The sequence below is a fragment of the Rhodococcus sp. WAY2 genome (genome assembly GCF_009859915.1).
GTDB classification, from domain to species: domain Bacteria; phylum Actinomycetota; class Actinomycetes; order Mycobacteriales; family Mycobacteriaceae; genus Rhodococcus_F; species Rhodococcus_F oxybenzonivorans.
The window spans coordinates 890,126-912,067 of sequence record NZ_CP046573.1 but is presented as its reverse complement, the minus strand read 5'-3'; the positions used below and the strand labels follow the sequence as shown (position 1 = coordinate 912,067).

The 21,942-nt window shown below is 66.5% G+C and carries 20 protein-coding genes and 1 pseudogene; 7 read left to right on the top strand and 14 right to left on the bottom strand.

All coding sequences use genetic code 11. The features are described from left to right. The 4 genes from GFS60_RS34185 to GFS60_RS34170 all read right to left on the bottom strand — a co-directional run bounded on the left by GFS60_RS34185 (position 1) and on the right by GFS60_RS34170 (position 4,870). A complete protein-coding gene (locus GFS60_RS34185) occupies positions 1 to 255 on the bottom strand; it encodes a hypothetical protein (RefSeq protein ID WP_236603652.1) in 255 nt (84 codons plus the stop codon). 189 nt (positions 256 to 444) lie between these two features. After that, positions 445 to 1,047 carry a DUF6262 family protein gene (locus tag GFS60_RS34180; protein WP_159927971.1) on the bottom strand — a complete coding sequence of 201 codons (603 nt, stop codon included), beginning with the start codon at positions 1,045 to 1,047 and terminating at the stop codon, positions 445 to 447. Beyond that, a complete protein-coding gene (locus tag GFS60_RS34175) occupies positions 1,044 to 3,665 on the bottom strand; it encodes a tyrosine-type recombinase/integrase (RefSeq protein WP_236603571.1) in 2,622 nt (873 codons plus the stop codon). The genes GFS60_RS34180 and GFS60_RS34175 overlap by 4 nt, the downstream gene beginning before the upstream one ends. Continuing rightward, positions 3,662 to 4,870, bottom strand: a complete 1,209-nt coding sequence (locus GFS60_RS34170) for a tyrosine-type recombinase/integrase (RefSeq protein WP_179220382.1) — start codon at positions 4,868 to 4,870, stop codon at positions 3,662 to 3,664. Before GFS60_RS34170 ends, GFS60_RS34175 begins: the two co-directional genes overlap by 4 nt. A gap of 1,027 nt (positions 4,871 to 5,897) precedes the next feature. On the opposite strand from GFS60_RS34170, the gene GFS60_RS34165 reads away from it, so the two are divergent. From GFS60_RS34165 to GFS60_RS34140, 6 genes are all read left to right on the top strand, one after another. Then, the gene (locus tag GFS60_RS34165) at positions 5,898 to 6,635 is read left to right on the top strand and encodes a hemerythrin domain-containing protein (protein ID WP_159928914.1); all 738 of its coding nucleotides are present in this window, start codon (positions 5,898 to 5,900) and stop codon (positions 6,633 to 6,635) included. Between the two features lie 127 nt (positions 6,636 to 6,762). Continuing rightward, on the top strand, positions 6,763 to 7,107 hold the full coding sequence (locus tag GFS60_RS34160; RefSeq protein WP_159928912.1) for a hypothetical protein: 345 nt from the start codon (positions 6,763 to 6,765) through the stop codon (positions 7,105 to 7,107). 219 nt (positions 7,108 to 7,326) lie between these two features. Then, positions 7,327 to 9,957, top strand: a complete 2,631-nt coding sequence (locus GFS60_RS40190) for a LuxR C-terminal-related transcriptional regulator (RefSeq protein ID WP_159928910.1) — start codon at positions 7,327 to 7,329, stop codon at positions 9,955 to 9,957. Between the two features lie 58 nt (positions 9,958 to 10,015). Further along, positions 10,016 to 10,234 carry a hypothetical protein gene (locus tag GFS60_RS34150; RefSeq protein ID WP_159928908.1) on the top strand — a complete coding sequence of 73 codons (219 nt, stop codon included), beginning with the start codon at positions 10,016 to 10,018 and terminating at the stop codon, positions 10,232 to 10,234. Then, positions 10,231 to 11,376 carry an LLM class flavin-dependent oxidoreductase gene (locus GFS60_RS34145; RefSeq protein ID WP_159928906.1) on the top strand — a complete coding sequence of 382 codons (1,146 nt, stop codon included), beginning with the start codon at positions 10,231 to 10,233 and terminating at the stop codon, positions 11,374 to 11,376. The genes GFS60_RS34150 and GFS60_RS34145 overlap by 4 nt, the downstream gene beginning before the upstream one ends. A gap of 307 nt (positions 11,377 to 11,683) precedes the next feature. After that, positions 11,684 to 12,433 carry a phosphoadenosine phosphosulfate reductase family protein gene (locus tag GFS60_RS34140; protein WP_159929160.1) on the top strand — a complete coding sequence of 250 codons (750 nt, stop codon included), beginning with the start codon at positions 11,684 to 11,686 and terminating at the stop codon, positions 12,431 to 12,433. 88 nt (positions 12,434 to 12,521) lie between these two features. On the opposite strand, the gene GFS60_RS34135 is transcribed toward GFS60_RS34140, so the two are convergent. The 10 genes from GFS60_RS34135 to GFS60_RS34090 all read right to left on the bottom strand — a co-directional run bounded on the left by GFS60_RS34135 (position 12,522) and on the right by GFS60_RS34090 (position 20,211). Further along, a complete protein-coding gene (locus tag GFS60_RS34135; RefSeq protein ID WP_159928904.1) occupies positions 12,522 to 13,136 on the bottom strand; it encodes a hypothetical protein in 615 nt (204 codons plus the stop codon). Next, positions 13,136 to 13,585: a hypothetical protein gene (locus tag GFS60_RS34130; RefSeq protein ID WP_159928902.1), complete on the bottom strand. Its 450-nt coding sequence runs from the start codon at positions 13,583 to 13,585 to the stop codon at positions 13,136 to 13,138. Before GFS60_RS34130 ends, GFS60_RS34135 begins: the two co-directional genes overlap by 1 nt. A 26-nt stretch (positions 13,586 to 13,611) precedes the next feature. Next, positions 13,612 to 14,451, bottom strand: a complete 840-nt coding sequence (locus GFS60_RS34125; protein WP_159928900.1) for a hypothetical protein — start codon at positions 14,449 to 14,451, stop codon at positions 13,612 to 13,614. Between the two features lie 393 nt (positions 14,452 to 14,844). After that, positions 14,845 to 15,342, bottom strand: a complete 498-nt coding sequence (locus GFS60_RS34120) for a hypothetical protein (protein ID WP_159928898.1) — start codon at positions 15,340 to 15,342, stop codon at positions 14,845 to 14,847. Between the two features lie 106 nt (positions 15,343 to 15,448). After that, positions 15,449 to 15,658: a hypothetical protein gene (locus tag GFS60_RS34115; RefSeq protein ID WP_159928896.1), complete on the bottom strand. Its 210-nt coding sequence runs from the start codon at positions 15,656 to 15,658 to the stop codon at positions 15,449 to 15,451. Beyond that, positions 15,658 to 16,545, bottom strand: a complete 888-nt coding sequence (locus tag GFS60_RS34110; RefSeq protein ID WP_159928894.1) for a hypothetical protein — start codon at positions 16,543 to 16,545, stop codon at positions 15,658 to 15,660. The genes GFS60_RS34115 and GFS60_RS34110 overlap by 1 nt, the downstream gene beginning before the upstream one ends. Before the next feature lie 312 nt (positions 16,546 to 16,857). After that, positions 16,858 to 18,156, bottom strand: coding sequence for a VWA domain-containing protein (locus GFS60_RS34105; RefSeq protein WP_159928892.1), 1,299 nt, complete (start codon positions 18,154 to 18,156; stop codon positions 16,858 to 16,860). Positions 18,157 to 18,330: 174 nt separating this feature from the next. Beyond that, positions 18,331 to 18,672 (bottom strand): hypothetical protein, encoded by a 342-nt coding sequence (locus tag GFS60_RS34100; RefSeq protein ID WP_159928890.1) that lies wholly within the window; start codon positions 18,670 to 18,672, stop codon positions 18,331 to 18,333. Between the two features lie 394 nt (positions 18,673 to 19,066). After that, positions 19,067 to 19,570 carry a hypothetical protein gene (locus tag GFS60_RS34095; RefSeq protein ID WP_159928888.1) on the bottom strand — a complete coding sequence of 168 codons (504 nt, stop codon included), beginning with the start codon at positions 19,568 to 19,570 and terminating at the stop codon, positions 19,067 to 19,069. Further along, positions 19,567 to 20,211, bottom strand: a complete 645-nt coding sequence (locus GFS60_RS34090; RefSeq protein WP_159928886.1) for a 3'-5' exonuclease — start codon at positions 20,209 to 20,211, stop codon at positions 19,567 to 19,569. Before GFS60_RS34090 ends, GFS60_RS34095 begins: the two co-directional genes overlap by 4 nt. Positions 20,212 to 20,468: 257 nt before the next feature. On the opposite strand from GFS60_RS34090, the pseudogene GFS60_RS34085 reads away from it, so the two are divergent. Further along, positions 20,469 to 21,880 (top strand): annotated as a pseudogene (locus GFS60_RS34085) (IS110 family transposase). Positions 21,881 to 21,942: the final 62 nt, after the last annotated feature.

The following is a 21,942-nucleotide window of genomic DNA, read 5'->3' as shown; positions in this document are numbered from 1 at the left end:
CTAGCGGGTTGCGCGAATACCGACTTCCCACCACGGCTCCGCGCCCCGCCACGACGCCAACCGGTTCCAATCGTCGAAGACCTGCGGCCACTGGTCAGACGGGATGCGGCGCAGCACGGCATAGGTCGGGGTGTCGTCGCGGAGCATGGCCTCGGTGAAGCCGTGGCCACGGAGCCGGTGCAGCACCACCAACCGTCCGGCATCGTGATCCTGCCAGCTCAGGAGGATGTCCTCCACTTTACCGACCGCGGACACCGCATTTTGCTTCTGGCCTGCGCGTATTCGAAGCGTACATGTGCGCGATGATGTCACGGGTTGTTGATGCTGGCGTGTCGGACCACTTTCTCGTTCGAGCTCAGCCCAGCGGTGCGTCCACCGTCCCCAGGTATCCGGGCGCCGTTCGGTCGACAACGTCCCGTGGAGTTGAATCAGATTGTGCTGGAGCTAGATCGGTGATCGCTGGATGGTGGTCGGATCTGCCAGGCGGGTCTCGAGGTCGGCGATACGCCGATCTTGGAACCGCAGGTTGGAACGGGCAGCAGTCAACCGCTCATCGAGGTTGCGGTTGTCGGTGGTGAGTTGGCGGACCCGCTGTTTGAGTGTGGTGTTCTCGGTAGTGATGCGGTGGATGGCTTCCTCGCTCCATTCGGCTTCCATGTCGCGGATTCGGCCGAGGAGTTCGCCGATGCGGTTGCGTTGGGCCAGGATTTCGGCGTTCGCGGTCTTGAGCCCGTTTTCGGCGTTGAGAGCGCGCTCTCGCCAGGTCGCCTCGTGCTGGTCGTGCTGGTGGACAGCCGGGTGGCGGGACTGTTGGCCGGTGTCGGCTTTCGCGGTTTCTACTGCCGTTCTGGCCGCAGGGTTGGTGTAGAGAAACGTCCGAGAGACACCTGCGCGGCGGGCGACGGCGGCGACGGTGACCGGGGCCGGTTCTCGGTGCAGTCGGGCAATGGCCTCATGAACGCGGTCGACCGCGGCCTGAGCGTCGCGGCGCCGGGAGACCAGCGCGGCGGCGGTGCGGGTTTGGGGTGGGTTTTGGCTACTGCTCATGCGCTGGCTTCTCCGTCGGTCTCGTCGGTCTCGTCGGGTGCTGCTGTTATGGCATCGGTGAGGTCGGTGGCACGGAAGGCGGTTGACCAGACCCGGTGAAAGTAGTCCTGGGGTTTGCGAAGGTCCAGCGCGAGCGCCTGGTCGAGCAGGCCAAGCCCGGCCAGGGCCTTCTCGAGTCCGTCGATGGCGCGGGCGGTGGGCTCGAAGTGCTGGTGCAGGTAGTCGGCGGTGGCGTCGTCGGGTGCACCCTCGGCGAGTTGTCGCCATTGCTCGCGTTTGCGTCGCCAATACAGCAAGTCCGCTCCGGACAGGACGAACTTGTCGCAGCCGTGGCAGTTCAGCGCCCAGGGACAGGCACCGCCGTCGACGACGGGTTGGAAGGTGCAGAAGCCGCCTTCGGCAGGGGTGCTGCGCCGGGACAGGTCGATCGCCAGCGTCTGGGCCTGCGTGCGGGTCATCGGTGCGGTGTCGCCGGCGAGGAGTTCGCCGGGGTGGGCGGCGCCGGGACCGGCGACCCAGACCTGTTGCAGTACGTCCTCGAGATCCGAATGCGACAGGTGCACATAGTGTTCGGCCATCCGATCGCTGACCTGGCCCAGATAGGTGCGGATGTGAGTCAAGCTTGCGCCGGCGCGCAGCAAATTCGTGGCCAGCGTATGGCGGGCCTGGTGGGGCACCCATCGGCCGATTTCGAGCGAATCGACCCACGCGCTGAAGTTTCTGTGAAAAAAGGAATGGGTCAACGCGACGGTGCCTTCGGGGTTGCGCTGCGGCGTCGGGAACAGCGCCAGGCGACCGCGTTCGGTGTCGGTGGGTCGGCGCCCGTGCTCGGCGACGAATCGATCCAGGGTCTTGCGTTGGCGTTCAGCCAGCACCTCGTGGAGACGCTCGGGGATCCGGATCGCGACGTCATAGTTGCCGACCTTGGTCTGGTCGTGCCAGAACATCGGTAGGCCGCCGTAGCGGCCCAGACAGTCCCAACGGAGCTGCAGCACCTCTCCAATGCGACGACCGGTGGTGACGGTCGTTTCCCACATATCACGCAGCCCGCGGTCCAGCGGATCGTGGACCTCGTCGAGTCGCCGCAGATTCTCCGGATCGGCGAGCGCGCGAGCGACCTCGTCGGGAAATGGTCGCCGCGCGGTCCGGCCCGTTGATGCCCCGGCCGTAGGAAGTGCGACGATGAACTCCCGCCCCAGACCGATCCGGTCGGCGGCACCGCTGTCCATCGCGGCGCGCAGCATCTTGCGTAGCGCATTGAATACCGTCGACCGTGTCGTAGTGGTGACGACGCTGGCAGTCCCGTCAGGTCGCTTGATGGCCAGCGACGGCGACCCGTCGCGTTCACGGCGGCGTTGGTCGGTGACGAATCGACGCATGTGATCGCCCTGCAACAGGGTGGGATCGTTCCCGCCGTCGGGGGCATCGTGTTGCAGGAATGTGCCCAGTTCCATTGCTGCCCTGAGCAGCCCATCGTGAACGTGGCCGGAACGTGGGCAGCGCGGCGATTGCAGCAGGTCGGCGAGGTAGTCCCAGACCAGATCCCGCAACCAAGTTGGGCCGATGCCGGTGAGGTCGATGTGACTGGCCCGCCGCTTGAACCGCACCCCGAAGTGCTCGGTCTCGAGGAATCCGGCCTCTTTCGCCTGGGCAGGGGTGAAGTAGACCATCCGAAGCTCGTGCAGGATCTCCTTGACCATGGAGCCGGGAAACTCCACCGATCCACCGGCGCCGATCTCGAACCCGATCAACGACTCCACTTCGAGGGTTCGGCACGTCGCCACTAGTGAGCGAAGCCAGCCCAGTTCCCACCGGCTGGGTCGGACTCGCTGCGTGTGGATGAACAGGCCCCATTGAATTTCGGCCCGCACCAGTGGCCGCAACCCGAGCAGGTTGATCTGTCCCGGCCACGGGGATGCGCGCACGGTGGCGCACCAGCGACCGAACGCCTCCTCGTCGTCGTATCCGACCGGGACCGGCCGGCCGTACCGCTCGTAGCGGTGCCACCACGTCGGCGGCAACACCGCCGCGCCGGGTCGGTGCTCACGCTGGTACCGCCGACTGTGCCAGAGACACAACCCCAGCGGCGACTCGGCGAGGTTCACACACACCGCCACCAGGCAGGATCCGTAGCCCGGCAGCGGCCGCTGCCCGGAGAGCCATCCGTCGAAGTCGTCGGACTCACCGGCGGACTTCCGGTGCTCGCGCCACCGACTCATGTGTCGCTGGCACAGCAGCAGGTCGGACTGCGCGGCGGGCCGGTCTGGGCACACCCGGCAAATCAGCTCCTCGATCCGCACGTATCGCTCCAATCCCTCTGCGGCGGTGAGGAACGCGGCCTTACCGCCGCCACGTTCTCGGTCCTTCGCTCGCAACAAGAGATGTTCCGTGCAAAAGTCCGTGGAGTTGGCGCGGGTCCGCTCGCACCGCTCGACAACGCACTCCCACCGGTAGACAGGGTGTTGCTGCGGAATCCGGATCACGTCCAACCGGAAGATCGGGTCGAAGTCGGGGCCGCCGATCAGCGCCGTGAGAATCTCGAGCCGGTCGCGGCCGCCCCGGTCCGGACGATCCCGACACGAGTGCGGCGATCCGGCACGGGTTCTCCCGGCCGTCATCGCCCTTCTCCCCACACCCGCCGCAACGCCGCGTCAAAGGCCGGGTCGTGGACATCGACGTGCCCGTAAACCTCGTCGACCATCGTCGCCGAGGCCCAGCCGCCTGCGTCACGGGCGATCAACAGGTTGCCGCCGGAGGCGTCGAGCACGGCCGAGGTGAACGAATGCCGAAACGCATGGGGTTTCACCGGTCCCAGGCCGGCGCGGTCTCCGGCCCGGCGCAGCACCCGCCGGGCGGCGACCGGAGCCCACGGCTGCCCGACGGCCCTGCCGTGCAGCTGAACCAGCAGCATTCCGTGATCGGTTCGTCCACGCGGATATTCGGTGGTGATGTAGTCGAAGTAGGAGTGGATCATGGCGGGGCTGACCCGCTTGATCAGCCCGCCGGTCACCGTGCCGTTCTCGAGGCGCCAGGGATGCTTGGTCTTGGCCTCGGCCCGATTCGGGTTGCCGGGGCGGTAACAAACGTGCAGATGCGGGGAACGGCACTGGCCGCAGGCCGCGTTCTCCCGCAGGTGCAGGTCGACCAGGTGCAGCCCGCACAACTCGCCGATCCGCAGCCCGCCGTCGGCCAACCAGGTCACCACCATGCGGTCGCGGGCCGAGTTCACCGTCTCGAGCAGTTTCTCCCGTGCGCCGTCGGGCAGCATCTTCGGATGTCGGCGGCGAGGTCCCGTCGGCGCGAGCGGATTTGCCGGTATCGACGTCGTCGTGTGCCCCAAGAATGTGCGGCGTCGATCCGCCCGCGTCGGCAGCCGACTTCTATCCAGTCTCCGACCGAGCTCGGCGTTCACCCCGAGCGCCGCCTGATGCAGATAGAAGCCCTTCAGACAGGCTGCCGTGGTCGACAGCGCCGCATGCCCGTACGGGCGTTTCCCGACCCGCCACGGCTCGCCCAACGGCATCGCCACCTCGGCGCCGACGATGCCCATGTACCGCTCGAGATCCCGCAGCACCACTCTGTCCAACGCCAGGCACTCGCGCTCGAGCCAGCGCAGGTGATCCACCAACAAGTAGGAATAGGTCCGTTGGGTGCCCGACCCGTCGTGCTCGCGCAGGAACCGGTCCGCCTCGCGATGCTCCGTTCCCTCCGGCCAGACGATCGTCCACGACCGCCTCCCATTTCGCCGGTCGATCCGCTGAACCCGGAGGTCCCCTACCACCACTCGCATCGCCACACGCCCTTCGAGTCTCTGTCTGAACATGACGAACATCCCGAACCCTGGTCGGTAAACAACCACGGGACATCCCGAAAGTCGCGCAGGACGAACGGCGTGTACGGATATATCTGCGGTCGGTAAAATCGACCGTGACCTGCCCCCACCGGGCATCGGGGAACAGATGTTTGCGGCCGGGCCGCAGCGGCACGATCACCGCGGTGTCCGCGTCGATGGTGGTGGAGAGCACCTGGTGGAGCAGGGCGGGGTTCGCCGGTCGCAGCGTCACCGGATCTCGGGTGACGATGTGCGCGTCGGTGCGCAGTGGCCGGTGCCGGTAGACCCACACGCACACCGCACACAAATAGCGGCAGGCCAAGTTCGTCCACGACTCATACCCGGTGAACCGGCGTGATACGACCTGCCCGACCGGAGTCATTACGACGGTGTGGCGGCCGCAGCGAGCACACCCGGTCACCCGATCATCGGGTGTGGTGACTTCAGCGAGCCCCTCAGCCACGGTGTATGCGGCCGAAGCCACGTCGATCACTGCGGTGATGGTCATAGCCGGCACCGTAGCCCGCTCACGGCGGTGCTGCAGAGGTCGGTTTGACCGGCTCGTCGGTGCCGGCACCCGGAGAAACTGCGGCGAGAGATTGTTGACGAAAGAGGCGAGGGCAATCTCGTGGCGGCTCGCTTCGCCAGCGGCAGTAGCATCCCTCCGACTGCGGAACTTGCACGTGGCGTCCGGATCCGGGAGCGGGTCGAGGCCGCGGCCCCCAAGCGACTGTCGCCTTTCGAAGCACGACATCAGCGTCGTGACGGGACGCCCACTCGGCGCCACCATTCGGCCTGGCCTGGGATCACACTTCGCCCCGGGCTGAACACGGGTCGGCTCGGCGGAGCAGCCCTTCCACTGGATGACGCGTAGACGGCAGCCCGAGGAGTACACGCACGGTCAAATCACCACCACATGGAGTACCGCACTACTTCAGGTAGGGCGCGTCCCCGCGCGCAGGGTTCTCGTATAGCCGATCGAACCCTCACAGGACGGACCGCACACTCGGAGCACACCATGACCACAACCGCCGACAGACCCATCGATACCCGCCTGATAAATATCGTCCACGACGCGATTCGTCGCGATCTCGGGCGCACCTTCGACACGTTGTCCATCCCGATCGATGCGCGCCGACGCACCCTTCTCGCCGACCACCTCCGCTGGACTCTTGCGTTTCTCCGCCGCCATCACGCCAGCGAAGATACGAACCTCTGGCCTCCGGCCGGACGGCGGTCGCCCTCCGCGAAACCACTGCTGGACGAGCTGACCAACGATCATCATCGCGTCCACCACGCGGCGAGCGTGGTCGAACTCGCGGTCTGCGACTACCGCGACTCCGGCACCGTAACGGCGCGCGAGTACCTCCGTGGTGCGCTGGAGCGACTGTGCGTGGTCCTCCTACCGCAGCTCGACCGTGAGGAAGATGAAGCCGCGCCGATTGTGGCCGCAACTATCACCAGCGCCGAATGGGACGCCTGGATTTACGAACTCCTCCGCACCACCTCACTGGTCGAATTCACATGGGAACGTCGTTGGCTCACCGATGGTCTCGATGCCGAAAGCCGGTCCATCGCCGCGGATGCCTTCCGCATATGCCACCGTGTCATCCCCGCACAGCGCCTTGATCCTGACAGCCCGCCGCCGCATCCGGGTGCTCTGGAGCGTTCACCACGCTGCAACAGCACGACTTCAGTTCGATCCCGCACCGCTCGCACCCGGGACCGAGTGATCGCCAGGGTCTTCCACTTCTGATATCGACCCTCATCCCACGAATCCGCGAAGGAGGTCCTACTTACCTAAAGCCGTTCCATCGCAACACTTCACCGCACCAACTGCATCCACACCCCGGCACCGTGCCGGCCTCAGAAAGGCAACAACAGTGAACAAGAACGTTCTCCGCGCATCCCTCGCCGCCGCCATCACCCCAGTGATCGTCCTCGGAATCGGTTCCGGCACAGCCACCGCCGCACCAACACTCATCGGCGACCTGGGTGGTCCCGTAGATATCCAGCTCAGCAGCGACGCACTCGCTATGACTAACCCTGAGTCCTGGACCTGCGCCGTCGTCCAGGGGCTCAACCTCGGCTTCGGTTCAGGGAGCGGAACCGAATTGGACAAGGTTCCAGTCAACCCGATGATCGGGGACTGGAATACGGTGGCACCAGTCACTGGTTTCTGCCTCGGCAGTCAAGGGTTCACATCGATCCCGGGAACCCCGCAGTAACCGCGAACCCGCTCTCCACCCACCTGTCGCCCCAAGTCTTCCCGGAGGGCGATAGGTGGGTAACCGCGGTGAAACAGAATGCTGGCCCGGTGATGGCCGTCGCTACCGCCGGAACCCGCGTACAAACCGTCATAGAAATACCGGTACCGCTTGTCGATCACAGACACGAATCGAACCAGGTGGTCGATTTTTAGCACAGGACATGCATACGATCGAGAGGTGGCCAGAGTCTGGCCGTTGGTTGGGCGTGCGGAGGAACTAGGCCTGATCAACGCCGCCGTGACCGGAGCCGACGGTTACCGCGGAGTGGTGATCGCCGGCGCCGCCGGGGTGGGTAAGAGCCGCCTCGCCCGCAGAGCGCTCGCCAACGTGCACCCCGGGCGTTGGGAATCGCGATGGGCGCGAGCGACCACCTCGGCCCGTACGCTTCCACTCGGAGCCTTTGCCGAATGGACCGACGTCGGTACTGCGGACGCGATGTCCGTTGTCCGCGGCGTCATCGATCACCTGTCCGACCACCCGGTTGGTGCAAGGGCAATAGTCGGTGTCGATGACGCACACCTGCTCGACGACCTGTCCGCATTCGTGGTGCTCCAGCTGGTCCAGCGCCGCCTGAGCCCGGTTGTGGTAACCGTTCGTACCGGAGAACCCGTTCCCGATGCGGTCAGCGCATTGTGGAAGGACGGATACCTGCAGCGCATCGAACTTCAACCCCTCTCGGAGGCGGAAACCGCCGAACTCGTCACCACGGTCCTCGGCGGACCGCTCGATCCCGCCGCCGCTCGCCGGTTATGGAACGTCACCCGCGGCAATACCCTGTACCTGCGGCACCTGGTCGAGCAGGAAGTCGCGTCCGGACGACTCACCCCAAGCCCGGAAGCGCCGGGGCTCAGTGCTGGTGTCTGGGTGTGGGACGGTCCCCCCACCGCCTCACCGGGACTGGCGGATCTCATCGGTGCGCAACTCGACACCCTTCCCCCCGCCGTCGGCGCCGTGCTCGACGTTCTCGCGGTCGGGGAACCGCTTCCTGAACAGATTTTGGCCGACCTCACCGACGTCGGCGCCGTCGAGGATGCACACGCACTCGGTTTGATCAGTGTCGACCAGGCCGGCCGCCACCCGGTGCGTTTGGCGCACCCGCTCTACGGTGAAGACCGCCGCGCCCGGGCCACACCCCTGCGGCTGCGGCGGCTGCGGGCGGACATCGCCGAAGCACTTGGCGCCATGGAGAATTCCGATGTCCGCGACCTCGTACGCCGCGCGGTGTTGATCCTCGAATCCGGTCTCACCGCCGACCCTGTCCTCCTCACGGAGGCCGCGACCGCAGCACTGGGATTGTTCGACCCCGAACTCGCCGTCCGCCTGTGCAAGGCGGCGATTACGGACGGCGCCGGCTACGACGCCCACCTCATTCTGACGATAGCCCTGACCATGCTCAGCCGCGGTGAGGAAGTCGAACAGGTCCTGACACAACTCCTCGGCCGTCCGCTCACCGATGGGCAGCGCATCGACGTCGCGTACCTTCGTCTGGCGAATCTGCTCTGGATACTCAATCGTCCAGAAGAAGCCGAAGCTGTGCTCCTCGAAGCGAGCGAAGTACCGGCACCGAATGCCCACGGTGTACTGGCCGGTGGTCGCGCGATCATTCACGCCTTCAACGGAAACCCCCGCGAGGCGATCGAGGCCGCACAATGCGCGGCACCACGAACGCCGGATCCGCCCGAGTTGTCTCAGATGTGGGCGCTGGGCGCCCTCCTGATCGCTCTGGGAGATACGGGCAGGACGTCTGAGATCGCGACCATTGCCGCCTGCGCACGAGACCTCATGACCGCCTCTCCACGGGTTTCGATAGTTCGCCTCCCCTTCCACGAGTTCCACATCCGAGGCCTACGACTGGCCGGGTACGTGCGCGAAGCCACCGACGTGGCCACACGAATCTACGACGAAACCTCCGAGGCCGGATGGGCACAAGGGCTGTCCTCGATCATCAAAGGACAAGCCGAACTGACAGCAGGGCACCTCGGCGCGGCACGAAAACGACTGGAACAACGCTTCACCTCTGCCGGAATACCCAACGGCTACATCCCCACAATCTGGTACTGCGCGCTCATCCAATGCCAAGCGATGTCCGGAGACGGCACAAGCGCGGCGGAGACTCTGCGCGCACTCGATACCTGGTGCCAGACCACGGTCCCCTATCTGAAGCCGGAGTATCTCCTCACTCAGGCCTGGGTCGCCGCAGCCACCGGTGCCACCACCGAAGCCATCGCACTCGCACACCGCGGCGCCCAATGCGCGGCCGAGCAAGACCAGCACGCCCACGAGGTGATATGTCTCCACACTGCAACCCGGTTCGGCGACTCCACCACGGCACCTCGACTTCGCGAACTCGTCGAGCAGGTGGAGGGGCCCCGCGCTCCCGCCGCCGCCCTGCACGCCACCGCGTTGGACGCCGGTGACGCCGGCGGCCTCCTCGACGCCTCCGGTCAGTTCGAGGACATGGGCGACCTCCTGTCCGCCATGGACGCTGCCGCGCACGCCGCCACCACTCACCGCCGGCACGCCCGGAACGGATCCGCCCTCACCGCCGCCGCCCGCGCTCGGCGACTGGCCGATGCCTGCGACAGTGCCCGCACCCCCGCATTGACCGAAGCTCTCCAGCCGTCACCGCTGACCGCCCGGCAACGCGAAATCATCACCCTCGCCGCGCAAGGACTGTCGAACAAACAAATCGCCGAGAAGCTGATCGTGTCGGTGCGCACCGTCGAAGGTCACCTCTACCGTGCCTCCCGCAAAACCGGCCTCACCGGCCGCGACGACCTCGGCGGCCTCACCGACGATCCGCCCTGACCAACTGGAGTAGCCCACTACTCCACCCCACCCTGCGCGGCGAACGCACCCTGAAACCATGACCACACCACCCACACCCCACGAGGCAGCTCTGCGGCGACTCCCCCAGCCCTACTCCCTCGCCCTACGTCTCCGCGATGCCGGCGTTACCGACGACCAGATGTGCACCTACCTCGACATCGACGCCCGCGCCCTCCCGTCGCTCCTCGAACTCGCCGACGCCAAACTCGCCGCCGCACTCCGCACCACCGGAACCGAACCGGAGGAACAACCATGAACGGCTTCAGAACCGGGGTGATGGACTGCGCCATCCATCCCCGTTTCGCACCGGACCTACTGCTGCGCACCACCCGGGCGGTCGCCACCGCCGGCGGCGCCGATTCGATGTGGTTGCCGGACCACCTCAACAGCCTGTTCCCGGCCTCGGTCTGGAAACCCGCGTACAGCGGCGCCGCGAAACTGCTACCCCGGGCGAACGCGTATTACGAACCTTGGACCGCCCTCGGCTATGTCGCCGCCCACAACAAACTCGCGCGCCTGCGACTCGGGGTCGGTGTCACCGACGCCGGACGGCGCAACCCCGCCGTCACCGCCCAAGCCGCCGCAACCCTGCACCTGCTCAGCCGCGGCCGCGCAATCCTCGGTTTCGGACCCGGCGAACGCGAGGGTAACCAACCGTACGGGGTGGACTGGTCCCGGCCAGTAGGCAGATTCGAGGAAGCCATCGCCACTATCCGGGCCCTGTGGAACTCCGGCGGCGAACCCGTCACCCGGGACTCAAAGTACTTCCCGCTCCGCAGTGCGGTCTTCGACCTCCCACCCTTCAAAGGGCGGCGGCCTCCGATCTGGGTCGCCGGACACGGATCCCGGATGTTGCAAATCACCGGCCGCTATGCCGACGCCTGGTTCCCTGGCTATGCGCAAAGCCCCAAGCAATACGCAGAAAAGCTCGACACCGTTCGGGCCGCGGCAGACAACACCGGACGCAACCCGCATGAGATCCTCCCTGCCACCTTTTTCTTCGTCCTCGCCGCCCGCACCAACGCCCAGGTCGACGAGATGATCGATTCGGTGCTCGCACGGGTCGGGGCACTCGTCGCTCCCGCCGAAGTCTGGGCCCGTCACGGTGTCGAACATCCCCTCGGCAGCGACTTCACCGGGGCGCAGGACATACTTCCCCAGACCATCGACGAGCACACCGCCCTCGCCTATGCCGAACGCGTCCCACGTTCCCTCGTCCGCGAAACGTTCCTCGTCGGCACCCCCACCGATATCGTCGAGCAACTCGCCCAATGGCGGGACAGCGGCGCCCGCTACGCGGTCCTCGCCAACATCGGCGGCTTCCACCCGCACCTGGGGGTCGGTCTGGCCTCATCATTTCCGCTGATCCAAGTTCTCCGTAACGCGAAACGTCTCTGACATCCCCGCAGCACACCATGCCTCGCCCGAAGTTGGACGTTTCCCATATGTCGAAGGCAAGCCGTTCCTGATGGCCGCAAGATGACGCTCAGGCCGATCGGTCCCGAGCGACACGTCGCGACTTGAGTTGCGAGGCGACGACCTGCCCATTCCGGTTCAGCGAGCGCGAATACCGGCGCACCCCTGCCAGCATCCACGGGACACTGCGGCGACGCTGCGGGTCGGCAGCGCACAACTGCGCACCAGTAACCTTCCACAAGTGGTGAAAATACCGGAATCGGGACTCGACCTTGCAACGCTGCGCGGGATGCGGCAGGCGTCCACCAAATCCGGTCTGTCCGCGCTCGAACAGATCGGCACCCGGATCCGCGAATATCTCGCCCATTACGACGGCTACGTGGCGTTCTCCGGCGGCAAGGACTCCCTTGTCGTCCTCGACCTGGCCCGACGCGTCGATCCCGATGTGCCGGTGGTGTTCTTCGACTCCGGCCTCGAATACCCCGAAACCTATGACTACATCCGTGAACTCGCTGTGGCGTGGCGCCTCGACCTGCGGGTGATCGCGTCCGAGCCGCCGCTCCTCGACGCCCTGGTTGCTTCTGGTCTGTGGAATCACTGCGCCCCCGATACCGATGCCCGGATCGATTTGCACGACATTCTGATCGGGGGCCCGGCGCGGCGCGCGCATGAGATGTTCGGCCCCGGTGAGCTGTGGGGTGTGCGAGCCGACGAGTCCGCCACCCGCCGCATGCTTTACACCCGCGGTGGCCGCCGCGACGGAATCATCACCCGTACCGACGGGACCATCGCCTACGGGCCGATCTGGAACTGGACCACCCAGGATGTCTGGGCCCACATCTCCCGGAACCAGCTACCGGTCAACCCGGTCTACGACGTCCTCACCCGGCTAGGTGTCCCGCCCGTACAGCACCGCCTCTCCCACCTGATCGACGGCGCCCATCTCGACCGCGGCCGGTTGACCTGGCTCCGACGGGGCTGGCCTGACCTCTTCGAGCAACTCGCCGACACCCTCCCACGCATCCGACAGTTGACCTGATCGGAAGTCTCGGTTGGTTCCACCGAGCAGCAGTCAGCCTGGTCAGTGTGCGGTCCCAGGGTGTGGACTGCCACAGGAAATGGCGGGTTCAGCGGCGATAGAACGGTTTGAAGTGATCCCGAACCGCGGTGACGTATGCCTTTTCGAACGGCTTGAGCGAAGACAGATTAATGACGGTCGAGGACAGGTTCATACCGGCATCATCCTGGACTGCCGGCTCCTTCCACGCCTCGTTGCACGCCGTCCCCGCCACTTGTCGGAGCTGTGCAACGAGGGCCGAGTACGCCGCGCCAACCGCTTTCGACTCCCCCTCTGTCCACACTACGAAGTACGACAACTTGGCCTGCACGGCGCGCATCTCTTCCGAAAGTCGAACGCGTTCGGCCTCCGGTTGGTCGGCTCGGCGCCGGCGAATGGCGTAGGGAAATTCCTTGTACTGCATCGCGACCTCGAAAGCCTCGGCGAACGTCTTGCGGAGACGCGCTCGTTCTTCCGACCTGTCCTTGTACTGCGCAAGGGCAACATTGATTACGGCACCCACGATTGCAGCGATGACGGCGCCCGACACGAACACGTCGGCGTTCCCTCCGTTGTCCGGGGTCGGTGTCACTATCGCGGGAGACGTGGTCGGCGCAGTTGTCACCGGGCTCGGTGTCGGGACTGATGACTCGCCCGGTACCGGCGTGGGGATCGGTGCTGTCATCAGCCCGTTTCCTTCTCGTGGGACAGCTCACCGTGGGGATATTCTTCGCCTAGCCACTGATGATCGTGTTCGCGCCACCACGCCTCTTTGAACAAGTGTTCGGCGGCCATGCCAAAGAGCGCGAGGAGACCATCCTCCAGTACCCAGGTGCGGGACGACGGATCGTGCGGGTACCAGATGCACAGGTGGGTACGCCCCCGATCCGGATACCGGTGCGGCGACGCAGAGGGATCAGAAGGGCCATCAGCGAAGATCTTTGGGGTGGTCGAATACCTGTGGTCGAACTCGACTGTCACCTCGCGTTCTTCATATCCCGGCACATCCACCAAGGTTCGGTAGACGCTGACGTAATGATCCGCCCGCCGACGCCGCGTATAGGTGAGGTTCGGATACGCGCGGCGTGCCGCCGCCTCGATTCGACCACGGCGTGGCCCGTCCTCCAGCCACAAACGAGGACGCCTTGGAGTGCCGCGCGTCAATCGTCGCTCCCCCCAGGCGGAACACCGTACGCCCGCGGCTGCTTGAGAGCCGTACCAGTTGTTGCCAGGGCCCCGGCACTGGTCACGGCCAACGGCTTCCCAGCCTGCAGCCGCGCCGCGACGCGGGCTTTCGTCTCGCCGAAAGGCGTAGGTGCAATAAACTCCGGCCACAGCCGACTCAGATACGCACGCACTTGGTACTCGTCGTCGTCGCGCTCGAGCGCTGCGCGCAGCATGTCCGCAGCCTGAGTGAGTCGTTCGACGGCGTACTCGCGATCGGCCACCTTGATGGGTGCGGACACGCCGGCCGGGTCCGGAGTGTTACGGCGAGCCAGATCCTTGGCGCCGCGCTCCCACAGTTGCAGTAGAGCGGTCGGCACGCCCTGCCCCGGCTCTACGAACATCAGTGCCAGAGCTTCGAGGTTGAACGAGCACAAGGGCGGGTCCGAATGCCGTCCTGGACGCTTGTTCTCGGCCTTCGCCAGTCGAATCGCCCGCGCTCGCGTGACACGAAGCGACTTCGGTTCCGCGGTTAACAGGTCTGTGTGCTTCTCTGGATGGGACGGATCCCATCGGTGCTGCTCGGTATTGGGAATCCACAGGCCTTCCTCGCGGCGGCGGAGACCCACCACCAGATCCACGGTGGGATCTTCGCCACTGCCCATTGGTTCGTGGAATTCGATGAAGATCGCTCGCTTGGTGACCTCGAAGGTCGCCGCCGGGTAGTGCGGGAGAACTCTCGGCTTGAGGTGCTCGAGCATGGCCGCGACGATGTGCTCCGGGCCAACGTTGTCCTGCGAGTCGGGCCCCAGCGACTGGTGGACGCGGCGATCCAAGACCACACCGCAATCTGCGTCCAAGCCCTTGTCTCGCTGGTGGATTGGACAATTCGCTGTGCCGTGGGCGAGGGAACCAGAGCTGTACGACTTCAAGACTCCCTCGAATGACTCCGCAGCTCGCCTGACCGTGTCACGGCGCTGTCGGGCCTCCTTCAACACAACATCAGCGGGCGCCAACTGACTTCGGACGTCATCCAGAACGATGGACGTATACCCCATGTGCTGTCTCCCCTGTATGACGGCCGACAGCAGGATTCTTAGCGGTCGCCGCAGCTCAAGTGCGATGTACGTCATCGTACCGGCAGGCTCCGACAGAATCACTCGGGTGAGTAGCGCACCCCCGGACGAACTGGGGAAAACGACATGCCCCTTACGACCTCGCTTCGAGCGTCAGCTTTTGGTGAACAGTGCGCGGAGGGTGTCGCGGTCGTCGGGGTAGATCGCGCAGACCGCGCCGTCGGGGCCGAGGATGTGCCGGTAGTGGCGTGACCCGCTCACCGAACGGGCGACCGTGCCAAGGCTGAGGCAGAACTCCTCGAAACCTACCGGGGCGAGGGCCATGCCCCAGGCATCGGCTTCCACCAGATCGAGCGCCGCCTGGGCGCCGGTGCGGGCGTGCCGGCCGCTGACCGAGGTGACCACCAGAACGGACCGCTCCGGGTAGGCGCCGGAAAGTTCTCGCGGGCTCTCGAAAGCGATGTGGGAGGCGATGAGCTTGACCTCGGCCGACCGATCGAGAACCGAACGCCCGACGAAGCTCGGCGGGCCGCCGCGCCGGTGGAAGTCCTCACTCGCGCCGTCCGGACCCAGCGCTTTGCGATGCAAACGGGCCAGGTCGCGGGCATACGTGCTGCGCACGGCCGTCAGCACCTCGGTCAGTTCGGGCATGGGTGAGGGTGTCTCCTGTTTCGCCGTATCCCGGCGTCGAAATGGTGGCGCGCCGCTACGATGGTCGGCACTGCAGATGCACTGGATGAGCCGGAGGCGCCACCCCTTAATCGGTGGGTGCGTCTCCGGTCTTCTTTTTGCGCTCACGTTCTTCGGTCATGCGTTTCTTCAGCTCCCGGCGGGCGCGTTGCTTCGGCGTCTCCGCCGGTTCGGCGGCCGGGCTGTCATCGACGGGCCGGTAAACGGCGCGGCCCAACTTGATGTCAGGGTTGACGACAAGCTCAGGTCGGCCTTTTCCATCGGTGAACAGTCCCATCAGCTGGCCTTTCCTACTCCGGTGATATCGCGTAGCTGAACGATCATGCGTGAACCGATCGTGCCGTCCGGTCGACGGTAGCGCCCCTGCCCTGCGGAGACGACCTCGAACCGCATCCCCCGGGGCAGCAGGTGCGCGGTGTCGTCGACCTTGTCCGAACGCCCCAGGTACATGCCCCGGTCCGTCTCGATCTCGAACACGACGTCGTCCTCGGTCATCGTCGCGTCCAGCTCGTGGATCGCGTGCGAGGTCATGGTGAAGCGGTCGAAGTCGAGCATCGCACCCTGCTGCAGCGCGGCCGGCAGATTCGTCCCCGATGTGGGCACCGGGTGCGGAAGCCGGGCCGCGCAGTAGAGAACGTGGCCGCGGTCGTTGGTCCGTTCGGCGGTCTGGATCGCCCGGTCGACGCGTTGGACCTGGGTTCGGGTCTTCTCGTCGAGGTGCTGGGCGTCCCCGCGGGCCGCGCTCAGCGCCGTGCCGAGCTGCGACCAATGATCGGTATCGCTGATCAGGGTGTCCACCGCCTTGTATCCGACGGCCGGAAGCTGGGTCTGGGCGATATTTTTCGCGACCGACCGTGCCTTACGTTGCCGCGCCGAGGGTGGGATCCGGATCGAGTCGGGGATCGGTAGCTGCCGGCGTTTACGCGCCGAGACGTCGGCGACAGCGGCTCTGGGGAAGGCGCGCTCGAGGTCCTTGCGGGCCCGGGTGAACGCGCTGTCTTCGACCATGTCGTCGAGCTCGCGGGCCGAGGAACGTTCCGCCGCCCGGTCCTGGTGACTGGCCTCGGTGCGGTAGCCGACCGGTTTGACCGCCGGCGAGTTCGACTGCCCGAGCTCGGGATCGAGGTGGGCCGGTGGTCCGTCCGGGCTGGCGCTGTACCCCACGCTGGCGCCCCCCGGATCTGTGCAGGCGGGCGGGCGGGCCGACCGCGAAAAGTAAAGGGGCGTGGCAGACGGAAACGTTCCAGTTGGCGTCTGCCACGCCGGGCGGGAAACACCGGTGCCGGTAACCAGCCGGCGGCGCATCCCCGCCCGGCAAGCATACCGGAGAGCCGCGAAGACCGGCCCGCAGGAGACTACCGAAGGGACGTGTCATCTGCACTGGTAGAGACCCACTTTCACTTCTCTGCTATGCCACGCAGTTCCATCCACGCGAGGTCCATACGGTACGCGCGAACGTGTGCGGCCAGCCCCGGATCAGGTGAGAACACGGGCCTCCCGGGCCGCGCGTAACCAGTCCGGGTACTCACTCAGGAGCAGCTCGTACAGGGCTGTGTCGGTGAGCTTGTCGATGTTCTCGACCGCGAAGAACCCGGCGTTGTCGACGAGCCGGCCGGTCAGGGTGTCGAGTTTTTCGAGAACCCCGAAGCTGGATTTGCCGATTCCGATGAACTGCCAGAACGCCGGATACGCACTGGCGGTTCGCATCAGGGCGGTGATCTGCGCCTTCGCGTTGAATCCGCCGTCGGTGAAGAACAGCACCAATGTCGGGACCGCAGTGGCTTTGTCGAGGGTACCGATGATTTCTTCCATGATCGGGATCTCGTTGTTGGTGCCGCCGATCGCATCGAAATCGATGCCGCCGTGGCGGCCGCGGAGGTGGACATAGGTGTTCACCCAGGTGTCGGCGTCGGCGACGGTGACGTCCGGCAGCTTCACGAACCGCTGGGCGTAGGCGTAGGCCTCGAGGTTGCCGTCGGAATCGAGCTGCGTTGCGACCGGCACCATCCGCTCGATGATGCGTTTGACCTCACCGGACCGGTACCGCTTGGACATCGACCCGGTGTTGTCCATGACCAGGACGACGCGGCCGACCGGGTTGGCGGCGCCCTTGCTCAGCAGGACTTTCGCGACCTCCCGTTTCTGCAGGTTCAGCTTCTCCCGCTTGACCAGGGATAGCTTCGCTTCGCCGGGCACCGTCCGCACCCCGTCGCCGTCGACGGTCGCCGAAGTCGCCGCCGCGACAGCGGACTGGGCGGGTTCGGGTGCCTGTGCAGGGGTTTCGTCGACGTTGACACCGTGCTCGGTGACCAGGGCGTCGAGTCCGCCGCTCCAGCCGGCCGACCGGTTGCGGACTTTCCAGGACCCGTTCCGCCGGTACACCTCGAGCAGTACCGCGGACCGCTCGGTCGTGAGGCCTTCCGCCGGAATCTCGACAGCATCGCCGCCCGCCTGGGTGAGCGCCACTGACAGGCCCGGGACATCGGCGAGGCTGCCGGGCACGTTCTCATCCAGTGCGACGGCCACCGCCAACGTCTCGACCGCCGCGGGCACGGCCGCGAGGTGCAAGGTCACCTGCCCACCGGTGAGGGTGACCGCCCCCTCCGGGGTGCTGGGGTTGTTGAAGAACACCAGATCGGCGTCGGCCCGGACCTTCAGATCGGCACCGAGCTGGAAGACGAACAGATCGACCGTTCCCTGCCGGGCGCCGGTCACCTCCACCGTCGTGGTTGCCGTGTCGATCGGGCTGTTCGCCCCGCGTGTCAGAGAGGTCATGGTGTGTTCCGGCCCCAAGGGGTGGGGCCGAGTCCTTTCGTCAAGTGCCGCGAGGCGGTCGGTACGACCCGCGAGCAGGAGCCTAGTAACCGGATTCACCGGGCATGCACGTCGGCGCCCACAGACACGTGAAGATGTGGGTGCGGGAGTGCCCGTGCGGGAGTGGCTGTGCGGTTACCGCAGCACCGCGACGTGGTTGCTGCTGGTGTAGCGCGGGCTGTCGTGTTCGGTGCCGTCGTCATCGCGCAGACGCAGAATCCACACCGTGCCGCCGCGCGGTGACTCGGTGCACGGCTGCGCCCGCACACCGATGAGGGTGCGGTAGGCGCCGGTGCAGGTCTGCGGATCGGCCCCGGTCTTCGACCACACGCTCCGGCCGATGCAGCGGCCGAGCATCACGGGTGGGACGACGTTGTGCGTGCGGAAGAACTTCGCGAGCCGTGGATCCGTTGCCGGCAGCGGCGGATACGCGTCGAGCTCGGGCTCCCCGAACTCGTCGAACAGGGTGGCGTTCACGGCCGCGGCCCGGCAGGGTGCCGCTCAAGCGCTTGCGCGAGGACCGCGGTGTAGAGGTCGAGGTGCCCGCACGGGTTGTCCCAGCGATCGCAGGTCAGCCAGTGGCCGTCCTCGTGGAATTGGTGCTTCGGGATGCCGCGCGGTCCATGGCAGACCGGGCAGACCCAGGTGAGAGTGACCGTGCGGATCTGGGGGGGTAGGCGGCGCTGGTGCCCCAGCCGCTGCGGTCGATGACGCGGACAGCGCGTTCGGTGAGGTCATGGTCTACGGGTGCGGGCATGTCAGCCTCTTTCACGAAAAGGGGGACGTGTCACCTACACAGCTAGAAAACGTTTTTTGTGCATCTCCGGGATTCGGAACGCGGGCGACCCCACTGGTGCGGCCGCCAGCAGAGTCACCAGAGGGTGTCTTGGGCCGGGACGGGGGTGTAGTCGCGGCCGGCCAGGGTCGCGGCGATCGCTTCCCGGGTGAACGCGGTGACCGGCGTGCGGTCGAGTTCACGTAGCACCTTCGCGGCCAGGTGATAGACGAGGGTCGTCTCGCTCGCGCGGAGGTCCGAGGGCTCGCGGAAGAAGAAGGAGATCGGGGTTGCGGTGAGCCGGCACAGCGCCAGGAACTGCTCCCACGTCGGGTACTTGATGCCCAGCTCCCAGCGATCGACGTCGGGTTCTGTTGTTCCGCAGTCGATGTCGACCTGCGGCCCTTCGAGCCCGCTCATGTCGAGGGCGGCGGTGATGCGGTCCGGGACGAGTCGGCCGGCCTGCCACATCCGCAAGCCCTCCTCGGCGGACAGCCACGCGGTAAGCGCGTCCTGATTCCGGCGGGCGAGGATGCTCCGGCGTCGGCGCTCGCGTTCTGCGGGATCGGCGCGCACACCGGGTGCTGCCCACGTCCTCACCGGGCCACCCGCTGCGCCAGCTCGACAGCACCCTCAGGACGGTCGGAGGGCGTGGGCTGGGGTTCGACTGGGCGGTGGCTGATTCCGTCCGCGATGCCCTGCAAAACACGACGGGCGGCTTCGGCGTCGCCGCGCGCCCGGTGGGCGGCGCCGAGCCGGATGCTCTTCTCGACCCCTTCGGCCTGGGAGCGGGCCAGCATGATGCACCCCCACACCTGCGGGTCGGCGAGGTGCTCCGGGTCGAGCCCGTACCGGTGGCAGTCGTGCAGGATCCGGCCCATATCGAACTCGGCGTTGTACGCCAGCGTCACCTTTCCCGCCGTCACCGCCACCAACTCGGGATGGACCGCCGCCCAGTCGGGGGCGCCGACCAGTTGGTCGGCGTCGATCCCGTGCACCGCGGCGGCGGCCGGGTGGATCGGTACGGCGCCCGGATCGACGAGGGTGTCGAGGAGCACGACCCCGGTGGCGGCGTCGATCACGGCGATTTCGAGGATCGCGCCGTCGAAGTCGGTGGATTCGACATCGCAGACCACCGCCCGGCCGGGCCGCAGCATCTGCTGCGCCCACTGGCGGGGACTGAGCGCATGCGGCACCTGCCCCACTCGCGGGCTCGGCGCTGGTGACTCGGGCGCGGTCATGGTGGCCATCGTGACCGCACCCTCCGACATTTAGCCTCGGAGGGAGTCCGCAGGCGGGCCGAAACGTCCGACCGGGACACCTGGTGATCCCTGGCTTTTTGAGTGGTCGTCTGCGGGCTCGGTGTCTGGTCGAGCGGTGTCCTTGTTCGGGAACTTGGAGCCAGCCCGGTAGGCGTGGACTCCTGCTTAGAGAATGTCTGGGCCGTGGCCGCGATGGTCAGTCACCTGGTGAACAGGGATGTGGACCGACAGGAGCAATGACGATGGCATTGACGTTGGGGATCGACGTGGCCGTCCGGGCGGAGCATCAGGCAACGCTCGCCCGTGATGGCGCCACGGTATGGCGTGGCCGGAAGTTCTGGACACGGCCGGCCGATCTGGAACGGTTGTGGGCGGACTTGGACCTGCCCGATCCGGCTGAGCTGACCGTGGTGGTCGAGCCGACCCGGAACGCGTGGATCGTGTTGGCGGAGTGGTTCCGTTGCCACGGTGCACGCGTGGTGATGGTCCCGACCACCCAGTCGGCCGATCTGCGTAAGTACTACTCCAAGCACACCAAGAACGACCGGATCGACTCCGAATTGCTCGCCCGGTTGCCCTTGCTGCACCCCGAAGGCCTGCGGGAGTACTCCGGGCAGGGGCCCGCCGACTCGCTGCGACGGCTGGTCAAGCAGCGCTCCACGATGGTCAAGCGCCGGGTCGCGGTCTTTGCCCGGCTCGATGCGTTGGTCGAGTTGCTCGGGCCGGCGTGGTACGCGGTACTCGGATCCAACTACGGCATCGCGGCGCTCGAGTTCCTGGCCCGCTATGCCGATCCGCATGCGGTGATCCGGTTGGGCCGAGCGCGGCTGACCAGGTTCCTGATCGCCCGGTCCCGCGGTGCGTGGCGCGACGATCACGCCGCCGGGCTCATCACCGCGGCCCGAGAGACCCTCGCCCTCTGGGGCACCGGCGACGGGTCTGACGGGATGGACTTCGCCGAGCTCGCCGAGGACATCGCCCACGAAGCCGAGCAGGCACTGTTCCTGACCCGTCAGATCAGGCAGATCGACGAGCGCGTCGCGAACCTCTACGCCGACGCCGACCCGGCCGGCATCGTTGCCTCCGCTCCCGGTGTGGGGGCGGTGATCAGCGCGGTTATCGCTGGACGGATCGGCGATCCGCACCGGTTCACGTCCCTGGCCGCGATCCGCGCGTACACCGGTCTGGTTCCCAAGGTCAACCAGTCCGGGGTGAGCAAGGTCGAGTCCTCGATCACCAAGGCCGGGGATCCGCTGTTGCGTGAGATGTTGTGCACCGCCGCCGACCAGGCCCGCAGGGTCGATCCCCAGTTCGCGGCGAAGTACCAGCGGTTGATGGTCGGCGACCGGCACCACGAGTCTGCGATCTGTCATCTGGCCACCCATCTGGTCACCCGGATCGCCGCCTGCATGCGTGCCGGCCAGCCGTACGCCTTGCGGGACGTCGACGGCACGCCGATCACCGAGGCCGAGGACGGGCGATCGTCAAGGCGCGCTACAAGATCGACCCGCGGCGGCGCGAAAACGTCCGATACCGGCGGATGCGTGAGCGCCGCAAGCAGGCGGCGGACCAGGAGTCCCAGGAGTCGCGATGCGCTCCAACAGCCCAGCCCGCCAATACCAAGCCTACGAGCCGCCAGGTGGCTTGACCTCGGTTAGGAACTCACACTCCCCCGCACACCCGTGCCGAGAGCATCACCCGCTGGTATCG